The sequence below is a fragment of the Mycobacterium sp. TH-M82 genome, assembly GCF_057473605.1.
Genome location: NZ_JBYCKY010000030.1, coordinates 1 through 16,274, shown reverse-complemented (window position 1 = coordinate 16,274; position 16,274 = coordinate 1). Strand labels below are relative to the sequence as shown.

The 16,274-nt window shown below is 68.5% G+C and carries 17 protein-coding genes; 13 read left to right on the top strand and 4 right to left on the bottom strand.

Annotation, left to right across the window (positions count from 1 at the left end; translation table 11 throughout):
- Nucleotides 1-664 (bottom strand): alpha/beta hydrolase (locus tag AC2VON_RS01100; protein ID WP_486951295.1); only part of this gene is annotated, 664 nt, incomplete at its 3' end.
- A 69-nt stretch (nucleotides 665-733) separates the two neighbouring features.
- Between AC2VON_RS01100 and fmt the strand changes: the two genes are divergently transcribed.
- From fmt to ribD, 4 genes are read left to right on the top strand one after another with little or no spacing between them, the layout of a single operon-like run.
- Complete coding sequence (fmt, locus tag AC2VON_RS01095) at nucleotides 734-1,666, top strand: methionyl-tRNA formyltransferase (protein WP_486951294.1); 933 nt, start codon at nucleotides 734-736, stop codon at nucleotides 1,664-1,666.
- Nucleotides 1,663-3,075, top strand: coding sequence for an RsmB/NOP family class I SAM-dependent RNA methyltransferase (locus tag AC2VON_RS01090; RefSeq protein WP_486951293.1), 1,413 nt, complete (start codon nucleotides 1,663-1,665; stop codon nucleotides 3,073-3,075). Before fmt ends, AC2VON_RS01090 begins: the two co-directional genes overlap by 4 nt.
- 10 nt (nucleotides 3,076-3,085) lie before the next feature.
- Nucleotides 3,086-3,775 (top strand): ribulose-phosphate 3-epimerase, encoded by a 690-nt coding sequence (gene rpe / locus AC2VON_RS01085; RefSeq protein ID WP_486951292.1) that lies wholly within the window; start codon nucleotides 3,086-3,088, stop codon nucleotides 3,773-3,775.
- 52 nt (nucleotides 3,776-3,827) lie between these two features.
- A complete protein-coding gene (gene ribD / locus AC2VON_RS01080; RefSeq protein ID WP_486951297.1) occupies nucleotides 3,828-4,811 on the top strand; it encodes a bifunctional diaminohydroxyphosphoribosylaminopyrimidine deaminase/5-amino-6-(5-phosphoribosylamino)uracil reductase RibD in 984 nt (327 codons plus the stop codon).
- Nucleotides 4,812-4,827: 16 nt separating this feature from the next.
- On the opposite strand, the gene AC2VON_RS01075 is transcribed toward ribD, so the two are convergent.
- Nucleotides 4,828-6,384, bottom strand: a complete 1,557-nt coding sequence (locus AC2VON_RS01075) for an MFS transporter (RefSeq protein WP_486951291.1) — start codon at nucleotides 6,382-6,384, stop codon at nucleotides 4,828-4,830.
- Nucleotides 6,384-7,100, bottom strand: coding sequence for an LppX_LprAFG lipoprotein (locus tag AC2VON_RS01070; RefSeq protein WP_486951290.1), 717 nt, complete (start codon nucleotides 7,098-7,100; stop codon nucleotides 6,384-6,386). The genes AC2VON_RS01075 and AC2VON_RS01070 overlap by 1 nt, the downstream gene beginning before the upstream one ends.
- Before the next feature lie 59 nt (nucleotides 7,101-7,159).
- Here AC2VON_RS01070 and AC2VON_RS01065 point away from each other — a divergent pair, with 59 nt between their 5' ends.
- Nucleotides 7,160-7,771: a riboflavin synthase gene (locus AC2VON_RS01065; RefSeq protein ID WP_486951289.1), complete on the top strand. Its 612-nt coding sequence runs from the start codon at nucleotides 7,160-7,162 to the stop codon at nucleotides 7,769-7,771.
- A gap of 5 nt (nucleotides 7,772-7,776) precedes the next feature.
- Here AC2VON_RS01065 and AC2VON_RS01060 read toward each other — a convergent pair whose 3' ends face one another.
- Nucleotides 7,777-8,223: a DUF732 domain-containing protein gene (locus AC2VON_RS01060; protein WP_486951288.1), complete on the bottom strand. Its 447-nt coding sequence runs from the start codon at nucleotides 8,221-8,223 to the stop codon at nucleotides 7,777-7,779.
- 283 nt (nucleotides 8,224-8,506) lie between these two features.
- Between AC2VON_RS01060 and AC2VON_RS01055 the strand changes: the two genes are divergently transcribed.
- The 8 genes from AC2VON_RS01055 (at nucleotide 8,507) to whiA (ending at nucleotide 16,158) form a co-directional block, all read left to right on the top strand.
- Nucleotides 8,507-8,824, top strand: coding sequence for a DUF732 domain-containing protein (locus tag AC2VON_RS01055; RefSeq protein ID WP_486951287.1), 318 nt, complete (start codon nucleotides 8,507-8,509; stop codon nucleotides 8,822-8,824).
- A 27-nt stretch (nucleotides 8,825-8,851) separates the two neighbouring features.
- A complete protein-coding gene (locus AC2VON_RS01050; RefSeq protein ID WP_486951286.1) occupies nucleotides 8,852-10,117 on the top strand; it encodes a bifunctional 3,4-dihydroxy-2-butanone-4-phosphate synthase/GTP cyclohydrolase II in 1,266 nt (421 codons plus the stop codon).
- 37 nt (nucleotides 10,118-10,154) lie between these two features.
- Nucleotides 10,155-10,610, top strand: coding sequence for a 6,7-dimethyl-8-ribityllumazine synthase (ribH, locus tag AC2VON_RS01045; RefSeq protein WP_486951285.1), 456 nt, complete (start codon nucleotides 10,155-10,157; stop codon nucleotides 10,608-10,610).
- A complete protein-coding gene (locus AC2VON_RS01040; protein ID WP_486951284.1) occupies nucleotides 10,607-11,074 on the top strand; it encodes a PH domain-containing protein in 468 nt (155 codons plus the stop codon). Before ribH ends, AC2VON_RS01040 begins: the two co-directional genes overlap by 4 nt.
- A 101-nt stretch (nucleotides 11,075-11,175) precedes the next feature.
- Entirely contained in the window at nucleotides 11,176-13,140 is a 1,965-nt protein-coding gene (gene uvrC / locus AC2VON_RS01035; RefSeq protein ID WP_486951283.1) for an excinuclease ABC subunit UvrC, read from the top strand.
- Nucleotides 13,137-14,102: an RNase adapter RapZ gene (gene rapZ / locus AC2VON_RS01030; protein ID WP_486951282.1), complete on the top strand. Its 966-nt coding sequence runs from the start codon at nucleotides 13,137-13,139 to the stop codon at nucleotides 14,100-14,102. The genes uvrC and rapZ overlap by 4 nt, the downstream gene beginning before the upstream one ends.
- On the top strand, nucleotides 14,099-15,184 hold the full coding sequence (yvcK, locus tag AC2VON_RS01025) for a uridine diphosphate-N-acetylglucosamine-binding protein YvcK (protein ID WP_486951281.1): 1,086 nt from the start codon (nucleotides 14,099-14,101) through the stop codon (nucleotides 15,182-15,184). The genes rapZ and yvcK overlap by 4 nt, the downstream gene beginning before the upstream one ends.
- Complete coding sequence (gene whiA / locus AC2VON_RS01020) at nucleotides 15,181-16,158, top strand: DNA-binding protein WhiA (protein ID WP_486951296.1); 978 nt, start codon at nucleotides 15,181-15,183, stop codon at nucleotides 16,156-16,158. Before yvcK ends, whiA begins: the two co-directional genes overlap by 4 nt.
- Nucleotides 16,159-16,274 lie beyond the last annotated feature (116 nt).

Genomic DNA, 16,274 nt, shown 5'->3' with positions numbered 1-16,274 from the left:
CGAGGCGCAACCGCCGGGCCGGGAACACACCACCCCACAGCCGGGCGCGCAACACCGCGGTGATGACCGGATTGGCCAGCAGCGGGATGTCGACGGCGGCGTTGACCAGCACCAGCCCCGCGACCGGCCGCATCGTCTCGGCGACAGCGCGGGCCAGTGCCACACCGCCCAAGGAATGCGCGACCCAGAACGCGCTGCGGTCGGTCTGCGCCGCCACCAGCTCTTGAACGGCCGGCAGATCGACCCGGACCAGCTCCTGCCACCCCGCACGAACCCCGGCCGCGACGGCCACCCCGCCGGTTCCGCGCCGCTCGACGATCCACGCATCGAACCCGGCGCCGGCCAGCATGTCGGCCAGCCCGCCCCCGCCCGGCCACAGGTTCAGACGGCGGTTGTCGAAGGCCCCCGGGATCAGCACGACGGGCACGCCGCTGCCGGCGCCGACGCGGGTCACCCGGAACCGCGCCCCATCTCCGACGGTCACCACCGTCACCTGGACGCGGTGCCGCGGGTGTTCCTCACCGGTCAACCCGGCGGGCACGGAGTATTCTGCCATCGCTGCCTCGATTCGGGTGCCCGGCGACGTCAATACTTTCGGCTTCAACTCGGCTAACGTCAACTGGGGTAACACCAGCACTCCCGCAATGCAATCAATGTCGACCACTGTGTACCTCCAGCAGGGCCAGGATGAATTCGGCGCTGGTGCCGATCTCTTCCGGGTACGCTCTGGCCGGTGCGCCTCGTGTTCGCCGGCACCCCCGATGCCGCGCTGCCCGCGCTGCGTCGTCTCATCGGCTCACCGCGCCACGAGGTGCTCGGTGTGCTCACCCGGCCCGACGCCGCCGCCGGCCGGCACAGACACCCGCAGCCCTCGCCGGTGGCGCGACTGGCGCTCGACCACAACATCCCGGTGCTGCGCCCACCCAAGCCCAACGCTGCCGAGTCGGTCGCGGAACTGTGGAAGCTGGCGCCGGATTGCTGCGCGGTGGTGGCTTACGGTGCACTGCTTGGCGACGCACTGCTGTCGCTACCCCCCCACGGCTGGATCAACCTGCACTTCTCGCTGCTGCCGGCCTGGCGGGGCGCGGCCCCTGTGCAGGCGGCGATCGCGGCCGGCGATGCGGTCACCGGCGCCACCACTTTCCGGATCGAACCGGCGCTGGACTCCGGTCCGGTCTACGGAGTGGTCACCGAGGTGATCCGGCCCGCCGACACCGCCGGCGACCTGCTGGGCCGATTGGCGGTATCCGGTGCCGAGCTGCTTTCGGCAACCCTCGACGGTGTCGCCGACGGCACGGTCGACCCGGTGCCGCAATCGCTCGACGGGGTCAGCTACGCGCCGAAGATCACCGTCGAAGGGGCCCGGGTGCGCTGGGACCTCCCTGCTCACGTCGTCGAGCGGCGGATCCGCGCGGTGACCCCACATCCGGGCGCCTGGACCCTGGTCGGCGAACTGCGAGTCAAGCTCGGGCCGGTGCGCATCGACACCACAACACCAAAGACATTGCAGCCCGGTGCTATTCACGCCGATCGGCATGACGTGTGGATCGGTACCGGCTCACAGCCGGTCCGGCTGGACCAAATACAGCCGCCCGGAAAGAAACCCATGGACGCAGCCGACTGGGCGCGCGGCGCCCGGCTCGGCCCCGCGGCACACGCGTCATGACCCACCCGCGCCGCACGTCGGTACCACGAAAGCCTCCCCGACGTAGGCCGGCTAAACCGCGCCGCAAACCACTGGACCCGGCACGCCGCGCCGCGTTCGACGTACTGCGCGCGGTCTCGCAGCGCGACGCCTATGCCAATCTGGCGCTGCCTGCGCTGCTGCGCGAGCGTGAAATCATCGGACGCGACGCCGCTTTCGCCACCGAGCTGACCTATGGCACCTGCCGGATCCGCGGGCTGTTGGACGCGATCATCGCTGCGGCCGCCGCGCGGGGCGTCGATACGATCGATCCCGTGCTGCTGGACCTGTTGCGGCTGGGCAGCTATCAGCTACTGCGCACCCGGGTCGAGCAGCACGCCGCGGTATCCACCACCGTCGAGCAGGCCGGCCTCGAATTCGACTCGGCGCGAGCGGGGTTCGTCAACGGCGTGCTGCGCACCATCAGCGCCCGCGACGAGGCGTCCTGGGCCGCAGAGCTGGCCCCCGACCCGGCACGCGACCCGGTGGGCCACGCTGCGTTCGTCCACGCCCACCCACGGTGGATCGCCCAGGCGTTCGCCGACGCGCTGGGCGCGGCCGCCGGCGAGCTCGACGCGGCGCTGGCCGCCAACGACGACCGCCCCCAGGTGCATCTGGCTGTGCGGCCCGGCGCGCTGACCGCCGCCGAGCTGGCCGTCGCGGTGGGTGGCACCGCCGGCCGGTATTCGCCGTACGCGGTGTACCTGCCGGGTGGTGACCCGGCGCGGCTGGCACCGGTGCGTGACGGCCACGCCTTGGTTCAAGACGAAGGCAGCCAGCTGGTCGCCCGCGCGCTGACCCTGGCGCCGGTGGACTTCGACACCGGGCGGTGGCTGGACCTGTGCGCCGGGCCGGGCGGCAAGACCGCGCTGCTGGCCGGGATCGGCTCGGGCGCCGCTGCGCGCGTCACCGCGGTGGAGCAGTCGGCGAAACGCGCGGAGCTGGTGGCCGACAACACCCGCGGACTGCCGGTCGACGTGCTGACTGCCGACGGCCGGTGCAGCGGGCTGGAGTCCGGTTTCGACCGGGTTCTGGTGGACGTGCCGTGCACCGGGCTGGGCGCGTTGCGGCGCCGGCCGGAGGCCCGCTGGCGGCGCCAGCCCGCCGACGTCCCGGTGCTGACCAAGCTGCAGCGCGAACTGCTGGCCGCCGCGATCGGACTGACCCGCCCCGGCGGTGTGGTGCTGTACGCGACGTGTTCGCCGCACCTGGCAGAGACGGTGGGCGTTGTCGCCGACGCGCTGCGCCGCCATCCGGTGACCGCGTTGGACGCCCGGCCGTTGTTCGCACCGGCCGGCGATCTGGGAGAGGGCCCCTACGTGCAGCTGTGGCCGCACCGGCACGGCACCGACGCGATGTTCGCCGCGGCCCTGAAGCCGTTGCAACAGTAAGCTCACTCCCATGTCAGCCCAGACCCATCGGCCGATGATCGCGCCGTCGATCCTGGCGGCCGATTTCGCCCGGCTGGCCGAGGCGGCCGCCGCGGTGCCCGGAGCCGACTGGCTGCATGTCGACGTGATGGACGCCCATTTCGTGCCGAACCTGACCATCGGGTTGCCGGTGGTGGAGAGCCTGTTGGCGGCCAGCGACATCCCGATGGACTGCCATTTGATGATCGAGGACCCGGGCCGCTGGGCGCCGCCGTACGCCGAAGCCGGCGCCTACAACGTCACCTTCCACGCCGAGGCGACCGACAACCCGGTCGCGGTCGCCCGCGACATTCGGGCCGCTGGCGCCAAGGCCGGGCTGAGCGTCAAGCCGGGCACCCCGCTGGAGCCCTACCTGGAGATCCTAGGCAGCTTCGACACCTTCCTGGTGATGTCGGTCGAGCCCGGCTTCGGCGGTCAGGAGTTCATCCCCGAGGTGCTCGGCAAGGTTCGTACGGTCCGCAAGATGGTCGACTTCGGCGAGCTGAGCATCCTGGTCGAGATCGACGGCGGGATCAACGCCGACACCATCGAGCAGGCCGCCGAGGCCGGTGTCGACTGCTTCGTCGCCGGATCGGCTGTCTACGGCGCCCACGACCCCTCCGCAGCGGTCGAGGCGCTACGGCGGCGGGCCGCGGCGGTCTCACCGCACCTGCGGCAATGAGCAGCCAGTGAACGACAAGCCCTCCTTCGGCCCCGATGCCCTTGCTGCCGCGATGCAGGTGGCCGTCGAGCACGCCGAGCGGGTCAAGGGCAGCACCTACCCCAATCCGCCGGTGGGGGCGGTCATCCTGGACCGCAGCGGCCAGGTGGTGGGCGTCGGCGGCACCGAACCGGCGGGCCACGCGCACGCCGAGGTGGTAGCGCTGCGCCGCGCCGGTGCGCTGGCCGCCGGCGGTACCGCGGTCATCACCCTGGAGCCATGCAACCACCACGGCACCACCCCGCCGTGCGTCGATGCGTTGCTGACCGCGGGTGTGGCGCGGGTGGCCTACGCGGTCGACGATCCCAACCCGGTCGCCGCCGGCGGCGCGGCGCGGCTGGCCGCCGCAGGCGTGCACGTGGACTCCGGGGTGCAGGCCGAACTGGTGACCACCGGGCCGCTGCGCGAGTGGCTGCACAAGCAGCGCACCGGGCTTCCGCACGTGACGTGGAAATACGCCACCAGCATCGATGGCCGCAGCGCAGCCGCCGACGGCTCCAGCCAGTGGATCACCAGCGATGCCGCACGCGCCGATCTGCACCGGCGCCGCGCGGCCGCCGACGCGATCGTGATCGGAACCGGCACCGTGTTCGTCGACGACCCGACGCTGACCGCCCGGCTGCCCGACGGCACCCTGGCAGAGCGGCAACCGCTGCGCGTGGTGGTGGGGGAGCGGGAATTGCCTCCGGATGCACGCGTTCTCAACGACGACTCACGCACCATGGTGATCCGCAGCCACGATCCGACCGAGGTGCTCAAGGCGCTCTCCGATCGCACCGACGTGCTGCTCGAGGGCGGCCCGACGTTGGCGGGGGCGTTCCTGCGGGCCGGGGTGATCGATCGCATCCTGGCCTATGTGGCGCCGATCCTGTTGGGTGGGCCGATCACCGCCGTCGATGACGTCGGGGTGCCCAGCATCGCGCGGGCGCTGCGCTGGCGGTTCGACGAAGTGCAGCGGGTGGGCCCGGATCTGCTGCTGAGCCTGGTGCCGTCCTGACCGACGGGTAGCAGAATCAGTGCTGGGCGGTGGCTAACGCCGCATCGGTTTCCGGCTCCTCGGCGTGTTCCTTGCTGCTGCCGATCAGCAGGCCGAGCAGGGCGCCCACCGCGCAGACGATCGCGGTTTTGCTGAAGATATCCCCGTACATCAGGGCGAACGCGTGCCGGTAGTTGTCCCCGGTGGCGTGCAGTTTCTCGACCAGGCTGCCACCGGTCGGCTTGGGCAGTGCCGCGACGATCTGGTTGAACCGGTATAGCCCCCACGCTGACAGCGCCGCCATCCCGACCAGCATGCCCGTCATCCGGGCGACCACCACACCCGACGCGGCGATACCGTGTTCCCGCGGCGGCACCGCCCGCAGCGCGGCCGAAGTGATCGGACCGATCACCAGGCCGAGCCCGAGCCCGGCCACCGTCAGGTCGGTGTCGAGCGCGGGGACGCTGAACACGCCGAAGATGTCGTGCCGGTAGGTGAACAAATCGACCGGCCATTTGCTGATCAGCCAGTAGCCGCCAGCTGCAAAGAGCAGCCCGACGACCGTCACCGCACGGTCGCCGACCCTGGTCGCGATCCAGCCGCCCACCAGGGCGCCGATCGGCAGCGCGAACATGAACCGCATCAGCAATAGAGCCGCATGGTTTTGATCCATGCCCAGCACACCCTGCCCGAACAACTCGACGTCGACCAGCGTCACCATCAGCGCCGCTCCCGCGCAGACCGAGACGCCCAGTGCGGCCAGGAACGGTCCGAACCTCGCACCGGCCGGGTCGATCAGCTTCGTCCGGGCGAAGCGCTCCCACACCCCGAAAGCGACGGTGGCGAGCAACGCGAACCCCAGCACCGGTACCCCCCAGCTGGGCAGCGCATGTTTGGCGTTCGGTTCCGGGTTGTAGAGGCCTATGACCGCCAGGCCCAACGCGATTGCCAACAACAGCCCACCGACGACGTCGACGCGTTCCGGCGGGCCGTTGTCTTTGGCTTTGGCCGGCATGCTGACATGAATCATCAGCATCGCGATCGCTGTCAGCGGAATGTTGATCCAGAACACGTCGCGCCAGTCCCGAAGCAGCCAGACGATGACGATGCCATACAGCGGGCCCAGCACGCTGCCCAGCTCCTGAGCGGCGCCGATCCCGCCGAGCACGGCGGCGCGGTTGCGCTGCGACCACAGGTCGGCGCCGAGGGCCAGCGTCACCGGCAGCAGCGCACCGCTGGCGAAACCCTGGATGCTGCGGCCGACCACCAGCGTCGCCAGATCGTCAGACAGTGCCGTCACCACGGACCCGACGGCGAACGTCGCGAGGCTGGCCTGCAGCAACACCTTGCGGCCGAACCGGTCGGAAGCCCGGCCCAACAGCGGCATCGCCGCGATGTAGAACAACAGATAACCCGTGATGATCGGGGTAACCTGCTGGATCTTGTTGATCGAGATGTCGACGCCGACCATGATGTCGCGCATGATGGTCACCACGACATAGGTGTCCAGGGCGCCCAGCAGGACGGCGAGGCTACCGGCGCCGATCGCCAGGCCACGGTTGGTTTCGGGGCTGGTCCCGGGGCGGGTGCGCATCAGGCTCCCGCCGGCTTCTCGACTGCCACCGGCGCGTTCCAGTTGGACAGGGTCATCTGGATCGAGTTGCCCGGGCTGGTGTCCAGCCGGGCCTGTACCAGCTCATGGTCGCCGCCCTCCTGGATCCAGACCGTGGACGACATCGGCCCGGTGGCGCCCAGCTGCGACGCAAGTTTGTTCACGGCGTCGGCGGGAACCGTGCCGGTGACCCGGATGGTGTCCTGTTTGTCGATGGTTTCCCGGCCCTCGACCTTGGGGTCGGTGAAGTTGGCCAGTATGTTGGCCAGGCCCTTGTCCGGGTCGAGGATCGCCGATACGTCGTAGATTTTGACAGCGGGCCCGAAGTCGTCGTAGGTGTCGCCAGATATCGCCCCGTACAGTTCGCCGTCGATCACCACGAATTTCACGTCGACATCCGAGCCGAGAAGTGTGATCTTGGTCTCGCCTTTGGCTGCGGTGCTGGGGTCGTTGGTCAGATCGCCTTCCAGTGTCTTGACCGGCAGCTTCTCGATCTTGCCGGTCACCGAGATCACCAGGTGTGCGCTCTTGAGGTCCTTGGTGGCGGTGCTGGCCTCCTTGACGAGCGTCGCGGCGTCGGGCAGTCCGTCGGCCTGCTTCGATGACGAACAGCCGGCGATCAGGGCGGCGGCGGCGAGTCCCGTGGTCAGGGTGGTCAGAGTGGTCAGGGTGGCGAAGAGTCTGCGCATGGGTGTCATCGTAAAGGGTGCCTTCGCCTATTCAGCACATTCGACCCGGGCCGACTTAGCCTGGTGTGGTGTTCACCGGGATTGTCGAGGAGCTGGGCGAGCTGGTGAGCAGCGACGACCTCGGTGACTCCGCGCGGCTGGTCATCCGCGGACCCGCTGTCACCGCCGACGCCCGCCACGGCGACTCGATCGCGGTCAACGGGGTGTGTCTGACCGTGGTGCAGGTGTTCTCCGATGGCAGATTCTGCGCCGACGTGATGCGCGAGACACTGGACCGGTCCAGTCTGGGCGGCCTCGAGATCGGCAGCCGGGTGAACCTGGAGCGCGCCGCGGTCCTGGGCAGCAGGCTCGGCGGGCACCTCGTGCAGGGCCACGTGGACGGCACCGGGCAGATCCTGGCCCGCACCCCGGCCGAGCACTGGGAAGTCGTACGGATCGGGCTGCCCGCGAAGCTGTCGCGCTACCTGGCGGAGAAGGGCTCGATCACCGTCGACGGGATTTCGCTGACCGTCAGTGGCCTGGGCGCCGACCATTTCGAGGTGTCACTGATACCGACCACCCGCGAGCTGACGACCCTGGGCCGGGCTCCGGTGGGCACGTTGGTCAACCTGGAAGTCGACGTCATCGCGAAGTATGTCGAACGGCTGCTCCCGAAGACCGGCTCCACGCCGCCTGGGTAGTGGTTTCACCGGTTGAGCTCCGGTGGCAGCGGCTCCGATGGCTCCGGTGGCAGCGGCTCCGGTGGCTCCGGTGGCTCCGGTGGCGGTGGCGCCTCAGGCGGCGGTGGGGTTTCCGGTGGCGTCGGCACGGCCTGGGTGGGTGGCCGCTCCGGCGTCGGTTGTGCGGTCCCGCCGAGGGTGTCCGGGCACAGTTCATGCTGGGCGGCATCGACCATCACTTGGCTGATCGAGTTGGCGATCGTCTTGTCGAAGCGATCGCGAGGCGGGCGACCGTGGCGGAGGTTGTCGCAGATGATCTGGCCGAAACGTACCGCCCCCTCGGGCGTGGCAAGGCCCGGCCGGTTTTGGTATTTGAAGCCGTGTGCGTCGAGGTAGTCGAGGTAAGTTTGATCGTTCGCGTGCGCCGGTGCTGCAAGCCATAGCATCGGAGCAACCAGTGCCATGACCGCCATGCGTCGGATCATGTCCGAAAACTGTAGATGTCGCCGCTGCGGCCGCGGGATGAAGGTCGGTGACACACTCTGCTCCACCGCTGGCCTCCGATGCCCGAATGCACGGTGTCTTCGCAGGTCAACCAGAATATATGGACGTGATCGCCAAGTATGTCGAGCGGCTCATGGCCGCGAAGCAGTGGTGCTACTACGCTGGATTAGCACGTCAAAGGCGTTTCGGACAGTGCGCCCAACCAGTCGGGTTGGTCCTACAACCCGCCAGATCCAGGCAAGGGGGAGGCAGGTGAGGAAACAAGCGCTGGCAGCAGGGCTCGTCCTGGCACCGGTTCTGCTGGCGCCGACCTCGAACGCTGACGAGAAGCATCCCAACCCGGCAGAGCGCGCTTACCTCTTTGAGTTAACACAGTTCGACGTCCCCGTGCGGCCTCCGACTGGAGCGCTGCAGGCCGGGCACTGGATCTGCGACGATCTACACCGCGGGATATCACCCGAGGAAGTCCACGAGACGCACTTTCGGGGGTTCTACAAAGACTGGGGGCCGGCCATCGTCGACGCCGCCCGACACCACCTCTGCCCGGACACGCTTACTGAGGGCGGTTGAGTGACGTACTTTGACTAGGTGGCGCGGATGACCAAGTTGGACACCGTCGAGCGTGCGGTTGCCGACATCGCGGCGGGAAAGGCCGTCATCGTCATCGACGACGAGGACCGCGAGAACGAGGGCGACCTGATCTTCGCCGCCGAGAAGGCCACCCCGGAGCTGGTGGCCTTCATGGTGCGCTACACCTCCGGGTATCTGTGTGTGCCACTGGACGGCGCGATCTGCGACCGACTGGGCCTGCTGCCGATGTATGCGCTGAACCAGGACAAGCACGGAACCGCGTTCACCATCACCGTAGACGCGAAACACAATGTGGGTACCGGCATCTCCGCCTCGGACCGGGCCACAACGATGCGGCTGCTAGCCGACCCCACAAGTGTCGCCGAGGATTTCACCCGCCCGGGTCACGTCGTTCCGCTGCGCGCCAAGGAAGGCGGTGTGCTGCGCCGGCCCGGCCACACCGAGGCCGCCGTCGACCTGTCCCGGCTGGCGGGGCTGCAGCCTGCTGGCGCGATCTGCGAGATCGTCAGCCAGAAGGACGAAGGCGCCATGGCCCACACCGAGGAGCTGCGCGTCTTCGCTGACGAGCACGGCCTGGCGCTGATCTCGATCGCCGAGATGATCGAGTGGCGCCGTAAACACGAAAAGCAGGTCGAACGGGTCGCCGAAGCGCGGATCCCGACCAGGCACGGCGAGTTCCGGACGATCGGCTACGCCAGCATCTACGACAACGTCGAACATGTCGCCCTGGTCCGCGGTGAGATCGCCGACGGCGACAACGTACTGGTGCGGGTGCACTCCGAGTGCCTGACCGGCGACGTGTTCGGCTCACGCCGCTGTGACTGCGGACCCCAGTTGGACGCCGCGATGGCGATGGTGGCGCGCGAGGGACGCGGCGTGGTGCTCTACATGCGCGGACATGAGGGCCGAGGCATCGGGCTGATGCACAAGCTGCAGGCCTACCAGCTGCAGGACGCCGGCCACGACACCGTCGACGCCAACCTCAAGTTGGGGCTGCCCGCCGACGCCCGCGACTACGGCACCGGCGCGCAGATCCTGGTCGATCTCGGGGTCCGCTCGATGCGGCTGTTGACCAACAATCCGGCCAAACGGGTTGGGCTGGACGGCTACGGGCTGCGCATCATCGAACGGGTGCCACTGCCGGTGCGGGCCAACGCCGACAACATCCGGTATCTGATAACCAAACGCGATCGGATGGGCCACGACCTGACCGGACTGGAGGACTACGACGGATCCTGCCATCTGCCCGGCGAATTCGGCGGTGCGCTGTGAGCCGGGGCTTGTGAGCCCAGCCGGGGGAGTGCCGGAGATGCCGGTGCTGGACGCGTCCGGCGTGCGGCTGGCGATCGTGGCCAGCACCTGGCACGCAAGGATCTGCGACGCTCTGCTGGCCGGTGCGCGCAGGGTGGCCACCGAGTCGGGTATCGACAGCCCGACGGTGGTGCGGGTGCTCGGTGCGATCGAGATCCCGGTGGTAGCGCAGGAACTGGCCCGCGACCATGATGCCGTTGTCGCTCTGGGTGTGGTGATCCGCGGCGCCACACCGCATTTCGATTATGTCTGCGATGCGGTGACGCAGGGCCTCACCCGGGTTTCGCTGGACGAGGCGACACCGGTGGCCAACGGTGTGCTGACCACCGACACCGAACAGCAGGCGCTGGAACGCGCCGGGCTGCCGGCGTCGTCCGAAGACAAAGGGGCGCAGGCGACTGCAGCTGCACTGAGCACCGCGGTGACTCTGCGCGATCTGCGCGCTGCGCGATGACGGTCCCGACCGGGCGGGACGAATGGGACGAATGGGACATTGTGGTGCGCCCCCACTTGATGCCGTACTTCGCCTGCGGTGCGGCGTTTCTGATCGCAGCCGCGCACATCGTGGTAGGCGTCCTGCTCAAGGTCAAAACCAGCGGCGTGATCTTCCAAACCTCCGACCAGGTGGCGATCGCCGGGCTGGGCATCATCATTGCCGGCGGGATTCTGCTGTTCACCCGCCCCCGGCTGCGGGTGGGTGCGGCCGGGTTGTCGGTGCGCAACCTGTTCGGTGACCAGCTGATCCCGTGGTCGCAGGTTACCGGGGTGTCCTATCCGGTCGGGAAACGCTGGGCGCGGGTCGACCTGCCCGACGACGAGTACATCCCGGTGATGGCGATCCAGTCCGTCGACAGGGAACGCGCCGTGGACGCCATGGAGGCGGTGCGCGCGCTGGTCGCCCGCTACCGGAGAGGCTAACCCCCGCCTCCCTCCGCCTCCGTGAGCATGCGCAGACTCGCAGTTGCGGAGCCTCGGCAGGGCGACTCTGCGCATGCTCACCGCAGACTAGCCTGGATTGCGTGCCAGATCCCGCGACGTACCGTCCGGTCCCCGGATCCATTCCGGTCGAGCCCGGCGTCTACCGGTTCCGGGACTCGCATGACCGCGTCATCTACGTCGGCAAGGCCAAGAACCTGCGCAGTCGGCTGACGTCGTACTTCGCCGACATCACCGGCCTGCACCCGCGGACCCGCCAGATGGTGACCACCGCGGCGACGGTGCAGTGGACGGTGGTCAACACCGAGGTCGAGGCGTTGCAACTGGAGTACAACTGGATCAAGGAGTTCGATCCGCGCTTCAACGTCCGCTACCGCGACGACAAGACCTATCCGGTGCTGGCGGTCACCCTCAACGAGGAATACCCGCGGCTGATGGTCTATCGGGGTCCGCGCCGCAACGGGGTGCGTTATTTCGGGCCCTACTCCCATGCCTGGGCCATTCGCGAGACGCTGGACCTGCTGCTGCGGGTGTTTCCGGCACGAACCTGCTCGGCCGGGGTGTTCAAGCGCCAGCAGCAGATCGGCCGGCCCTGCCTGCTCGGCTACATCGGCAAGTGTTCGGCGCCCTGCGTCGACTGGGTCAGCGGCGAGGAGCACCGGCGAATCGTGGAGGACTTCTGCGACTTCCTGTCCGGCAAAACCGACCGCTTCATCCGGGGCATGGAAAAGCAGATGGCCGATGCCGCCGAACGACTCGACTTTGAGAAGGCGGCCCGCCTGCGGGACGACATCGCTGCGATGAGGCGGGCATTGGAGAAACAAGCCGTGGTGTTCGGCGACGGCACCGATGCCGACGTGATGGCTTTCGCCGACGACGAGTTGGAGGCCTCGGTGCAGGTGTTCCACGTGCGCGGCGGCCGGGTCCGCGGCCAGCGCGGCTGGATCATCGAGAAATCCGGTGATCCAACAGATTCCGGTGATGCACAACTAGTCGAGCAATTTTTGACGCAGTTCTACGCCGAGCAGGCCGAACTTGGTTTGTCCGCCGACGAGGCGACCAACCCGGTACCGCGCCAAGTGCTGGTGCCGTGCCTGCCCGGCAATGCCGACGAGCTGACCAGTTGGCTGTCCGGGTTGCGTGGATCGCGCGTGACACTGCGGGTGCCGCATCGCGGTGACAAGCGGACGCTTGCCGAAACCGTTCAGCGAAATGCCAAGGAGGCGCTGCAGCAGCACAAGCTGAGGCGGGCCGGTGACTTCAATGCCAGATCGGTGGCACTGCAGAACATTCAGGAGTCGCTAGGCCTGGCCGATGCGCCGCTGCGCATCGAGTGTGTCGACGTCAGCCACGTGCAGGGCACCGACGTGGTGGCCTCGCTGGTGGTGTTCGAAGACGGTCTACCCCGAAAATCTGATTATCGTCACTTCGCGATCCGGGAAGCCGCCGGCGATGGACACTCCGACGACGTCGCCTCGATCGCCGAGGTGACCAGACGCCGGTTCCTGAGGCATGTGCACGATCAGCAGCATCCGGATCTGCTGACGGCCGAAGGGAAATCGCACCGGTTCGCCTACCCGCCGAACCTCTACGTCGTCGACGGCGGCGCACCTCAGGTCAACGCCGCGCAGGCGGTGCTCGACGAACTCGGTGTCACCGACGTCGCCGCGGTCGGCCTGGCCAAGCGGCTGGAGGAGGTTTGGGTGCCGTCCGAGCCGGACCCGGTGATCATGCCGCGGCACAGCGAGGGCCTCTATCTGCTGCAGCGGGTTCGCGACGAAGCGCACCGGTTCGCCGTCAACTATCATCGCAGCAAACGCTCCAAACGGATGACGGCGTCGGTGCTGGACTCGGTTCCCGGGCTTGGCGGACACCGGCGTAAGGTGCTGATCTCGCATTTCGGGTCGGTGGCACGGTTGAAAAGGGCAACTCTGGAAGAGATCACGTCCGTCCCGGGCATCGGCGCTACGACTGCCGCGGCCGTGTTGGAGGCACTGGATCCCGGTCGCGCTGCCGGTGCCGCCGATCAGGAGCGGGCATCGGGATGACCGGCCAGACGGGCAAGGGCGTGCGGGACCGCCACCGGGGCGCCCCCGGATCCGGAATCGACGTCGTGTTGGTGACCGGGCTGTCCGGGGCCGGGCGCGACACCGCGGCGAAGGTGCTCGAGGATCTCGGCTGGTACGTTGCAGACAACCTGCCCTCCGAGCTGATCACCCAGATGGTGGACCTCGGGCTGGCGGCGGGATCGCGGATCACCCGGCTTGCCATGGTGATGGACGTGCGTTCGGCCGGGTTCACCGGAGATCTCGAATCGGTGCGCACCGAGTTGGCCACCCGCGGCATCAAGCCCCAGGTGCTGTTCATGGAGGCGTCGGACGACGTGCTGATTCGCCGCTACGAGCAGAACCGGCGAAGTCACCCGCTGCAGGGCCGGCAGACTCTCGCCGAGGGCATCGCCGCCGAGCGCGCCATGCTGATGCCGGTCCGCGCGACCGCCGAACTCGTCATCGACACGTCGGCGCTGTCGGTGCGGGCGCTGCGGGAAAGCATCGAGGGGGCGTTCGGCGAGGTATCCGGCGTAGCACCCACCAGCATCACCATGGAATCGTTCGGCTACAAGTACGGTTTACCGATGGACGCCGACATGGTGGTGGATGTTCGGTTCCTGCCTAACCCGCACTGGGTTGACGAACTGCGTCCGCACACCGGCCAGAACCCGGCGGTGCGCGACTACGTCCTGAGCCGGCCGGGCGCCGGCGAGTTTCTTCAGACCTACCACCGGCTATTGTCCCTGGTGGTCGAGGGCTATCGCCGAGAAGGGAAGCGCTACATGACCGTCGCCATCGGTTGCACCGGCGGCAAGCATCGCAGTGTCGCCATCGCCGAAGCGCTGGCGCGGCGGCTGGAGGCCCAGGACACTCAGGACATCCAGGACATCCAGGGAATCCAGGACATTAAAGCCCGGCTCTCGGTACGGGTGTTACACCGGGACCTGGGCCGCGAATGAGTGTGCAAGCCGGGTATCGGTCCAGCCCAAGCATTGTCGCGCTGGGCGGCGGGCACGGTCTGTACGCGACGCTGTCGGCTGCACGTCGGTTGACACCGCACGTGACCGCGGTGGTCACCGTCGCCGATGACGGCGGTTCGTCCGGGCGGCTGCGCGCCGAGTTGGATGTGGTGCCGCCGGGCGATCTTCGGATGGCGCTGGCCGCGTTGGCATCCGACAGCCCATCCGGGCGGTTGTGGGCCACCATCCTGCAGCACCGGTTCGGCGGCAGCGGTGCTTTGGCCGGGCATCCGATCGGCAACCTGCTGCTGGCCGGCCTCAACGAGGTGCTGGCCGACCCGGTGGCGGCCCTCGACGAGTTGGGCCGCATGCTGGGCGTGAATGGCAGGGTGTTGCCGATGTGCCCGATCGCGCTGCAGATCGAGGCCGACGTGTCGGGGCTGGACGCCGATCCACGGATGTTCGGGGTGATCCGCGGGCAGGTGGCGATCGCGACCACGCCGGGCAAGGTGCGCCGGGTGAGGCTGCTGCCCGACGACCCGCCGGCCACCCGGCAGGCCGTGGACGCGATCATGGCCGCGGACCTCGTGGTGCTCGGACCGGGATCGTGGTTTACCAGTGTGATCCCACACGTGCTGGTGCCCGGACTGGCCGCAGCGTTACAGGCGACCACGGCTCGGCGTGCCCTGGTGCTCAACCTGGCAGCCGAACCGGGGGAGACGGCCGGGTTCTCGGTCGAGCGTCACCTGCATGTGCTCGCGCAGCACGCACCCGGATTCACCGTCCACCACATCATCATCGATGCCGAGCGGGTGACCAGTGAGCGAGAGCGAGAGCAACTGTGCCGCACCGCCAGCGTGCTACAGGCCGCCGTGCAGTTCGTCGACGTCGCCAGACCTGGTACACCTTTACATGACCCAGAAAAACTGGCGGCTGCTCTGGACGGGCTGCGGGGGCGTGACGACGGCACCGCGTCGCCCACGGTGCCGACCTCCGCTGCGTCCCCCGTTGACGGTGGCCGGCACAGCGGTGTGGGTGGACCCAGTGGGATCGGGCCGGGAGGTGGCGAGCCATGGCGATGACGGCCGAAGTCAAAGACGAGCTGAGCCGTCTGGTGGTCAGCTCGGTGAGTGCGCGCCGCGCCGAGGTCGCGTCACTGCTGCGGTTCGCCGGCGGGTTGCAGATCGTGGCCGGGCAGGTGGTGGTCGAAGCCGAGGTGGACCTGGGCGTCATCGTGCGCCGGCTGCGTAAGGACATCTTCGATCTGTACGGCTACACCGCGATCGTGCACGTGTTGTCGGCCAGCAGCATCCGCAGGAACACCCGTTATGTGTTGCGGGTTGCCAAGGACGGCGAGGCGTTGGCGCGCCAGACCGGCTTGCTGGACTTAAGGGGCCGCCCGGTGCGCGGCTTGCCCGCCCAGGTAGTCGGCGGCAGCGTCGCCGACGCCGAGGCCGCTTGGCGCGGAGCGTTTTTGGCGCACGGATCGCTCACCGAGCCCGGACGATCGTCAGCGTTGGAGGTCAGCTGCCCGGGACCGGAGGCCGCACTGGCGTTGGTCGGCGCGGCACGCCGGCTGGGAGTCAGTGCAAAGGCGCGAGAGATCCGCGGTGCCGACCGGGTTGTGGTCCGCGACGGCGAGGCGATCGGAGCGCTGCTGACCCGGATGGGTGCCCAGGACACCCGGCTGATCTGGGAAGAGCGCCGGATGCGTCGCGAGGTGCGGGCCACCGCCAATCGGTTGGCCAACTTCGACGATGCCAATCTGCGCCGGTCGGCACGGGCCGCGGTGGCCGCGGCCGCCCGGGTCGAGCGCGCTCTGGAGATCCTCGGCGACACGGTGCCCGGACATCTGGCCGCGGCCGGCAAGCTGCGCGTCCAACACCGCCAGGCGTCGCTGGAAGAACTCGGTCGGCTCGCAGACCCGCCGATGACGAAAGATGCTGTGGCTGGCCGGATCCGGAGGCTGCTGTCGATGGCCGACCGGAGGGCCAAACAGGAGGGGATTGCGGACACCGAATCGGCAGTCACCCCGGATCTGCTGGAGGACGCCTGATGGCGTGACCGAAGGAGGCGCGATGAACGTCGGAGCACATCTGCGCAAGCGGGCGCGGTTGAATCCCGACCTGCAGGCCCTCGTCGATATCGCTGCGGGTCGACGATTCACCTTCG

What these genes read in the sequence shown, in the direction of transcription:
- AC2VON_RS01090 (WP_486951293.1), top strand. Translation starts at nt 1,663, where the DNA reads ATGACCCACCCGCGCCGCACGTCGGTACCACGAAAGCCTCCCCGACGT.
- rpe (WP_486951292.1), top strand. Translation starts at nt 3,086, where the DNA reads ATGTCAGCCCAGACCCATCGGCCGATGATCGCGCCGTCGATCCTGGCG.
- ribD (WP_486951297.1), top strand. Translation starts at nt 3,828, where the DNA reads ATGCAGGTGGCCGTCGAGCACGCCGAGCGGGTCAAGGGCAGCACCTAC.
- AC2VON_RS01075 (WP_486951291.1), bottom strand. Translation starts at nt 6,384, where the DNA reads ATGCGCACCCGCCCCGGGACCAGCCCCGAAACCAACCGTGGCCTGGCG.
- AC2VON_RS01070 (WP_486951290.1), bottom strand. Translation starts at nt 7,100, where the DNA reads ATGACACCCATGCGCAGACTCTTCGCCACCCTGACCACTCTGACCACC.
- AC2VON_RS01060 (WP_486951288.1), bottom strand. Translation starts at nt 8,223, where the DNA reads ATGGCGGTCATGGCACTGGTTGCTCCGATGCTATGGCTTGCAGCACCG.
- AC2VON_RS01050 (WP_486951286.1), top strand. Translation starts at nt 8,852, where the DNA reads ATGACCAAGTTGGACACCGTCGAGCGTGCGGTTGCCGACATCGCGGCG.
- ribH (WP_486951285.1), top strand. Translation starts at nt 10,155, where the DNA reads ATGCCGGTGCTGGACGCGTCCGGCGTGCGGCTGGCGATCGTGGCCAGC.
- AC2VON_RS01040 (WP_486951284.1), top strand. Translation starts at nt 10,607, where the DNA reads ATGACGGTCCCGACCGGGCGGGACGAATGGGACGAATGGGACATTGTG.
- rapZ (WP_486951282.1), top strand. Translation starts at nt 13,137, where the DNA reads ATGACCGGCCAGACGGGCAAGGGCGTGCGGGACCGCCACCGGGGCGCC.
- yvcK (WP_486951281.1), top strand. Translation starts at nt 14,099, where the DNA reads ATGAGTGTGCAAGCCGGGTATCGGTCCAGCCCAAGCATTGTCGCGCTG.
- whiA (WP_486951296.1), top strand. Translation starts at nt 15,181, where the DNA reads ATGACGGCCGAAGTCAAAGACGAGCTGAGCCGTCTGGTGGTCAGCTCG.